We start from the raw sequence: 1,100 nt of genomic DNA on the forward strand, positions 1-1,100 counted from the left end.
AGAGGACGTCTGATTCACGTATTTTGTGTGTGTTGTGGTTTTAGGGGTTCTCGCCAGGTTGGGGTGGTTTCGGTGGTGAGGCGTTTGGCGAGGTTGTCGATCATGGCGAGGGTGATCATGCTGGCGGAGTTGTGGGGTTGGGTTTCGTAGTCGCGGACGAGTCGGCGGTGGTGCATGAGCCAGCCGATGGTGCGTTCGACGACCCATCGGCGTTTGACGACGCTGAAGCCTTTGATCTGTGGGTTTTTGGTGACGATTTCGACGTCGACGCCGAGGTGGGCGCCGTGTTCGACGACGCGGTTTTTGAAGCCGGCGTCGACCCAGGTTTTGGTGAGGGTGGGGTAGGTGGTGGTGGCCTGGTCGAGCAGGTTCATGCCGATGGTGTTGTCGCTGGTGCTGGCGGCGCAGACGGTGACGGCGAGGAGGAGGCCGAGGGTGTCGGTGATGATGCCGCGTTTGCGGCCGACGATCTTCTTGCCGGCGTCGGTGCCCTGTGTGGACAGTGGGACGTTGGTGGAGGTCTTCACGCTTTGGCTGTCCATGATGGATGCGGTGGGTGTGGTGGTGCGGCCGTGGTGGTCGCGGACGAGGCCGGTGAGCTGGTAGTTCAGGTCGGTGAAGATGCCTTCCTTGCTCCAGGCGGCGAAGTAGCCGTAGACCGTGGCGTGGGGCGGGAAGTCGTGGGGCAGGTAGCGCCAGGCGATGCCGGTGCGGTTGACGTAGAGGATGGCGTTGACGATGTCGCGGAGGTCGTGGGTGGGTGCGCGTCCGCTGACGCCGGCGTCGGTGCGGGCCTGTCGCCAGGCGGTCAGCCGGGGTGCGATCAGGGCCCACCGGGCGTCGGACAGGTCGGACGGGTAGGGGCGTCGTGCGGTCATGCAGTAGGCGTACGGTGTCGGGGCGACGGCTGGGCGGACGTCATGTGCGCCTATGCGGGATGAATGTGAACCAGACACGATCCCGGGGTGGAATGCACTGAAGTCGGGCAGGTGCGCGTCTGCCTTTATGCGCTCTTACTGGACCGGTTCGGACATATCGCGCTACCGATGTCCAAACATGAATCGGCCACTACTGCCCCGAACGCGAAACAAACGTCCAGT

1 protein-coding gene is annotated in these 1,100 nt (G+C 63.6%); it reads right to left on the reverse strand.

The genetic code is table 11. The annotated features are described in order from the left end of the window. Window positions 1-14: 14 nt before the first annotated feature. Window positions 15-878, reverse strand: a complete 864-nt coding sequence (locus AC0AIB_RS30995; protein ID WP_465098045.1) for an IS5 family transposase — start codon at window positions 876-878, stop codon at window positions 15-17. Window positions 879-1,100 lie beyond the last annotated feature (222 nt).

It is taken from the genome of Micromonospora sp. DSM 43699 (assembly GCF_055517075.1).

Bases quoted from the DNA above. Each gene is read 5' to 3' on its own strand.
- AC0AIB_RS30995 (WP_465098045.1), bottom strand. From the start codon at position 878: ATGACCGCACGACGCCCCTACCCGTCCGACCTGTCCGACGCCCGGTGG.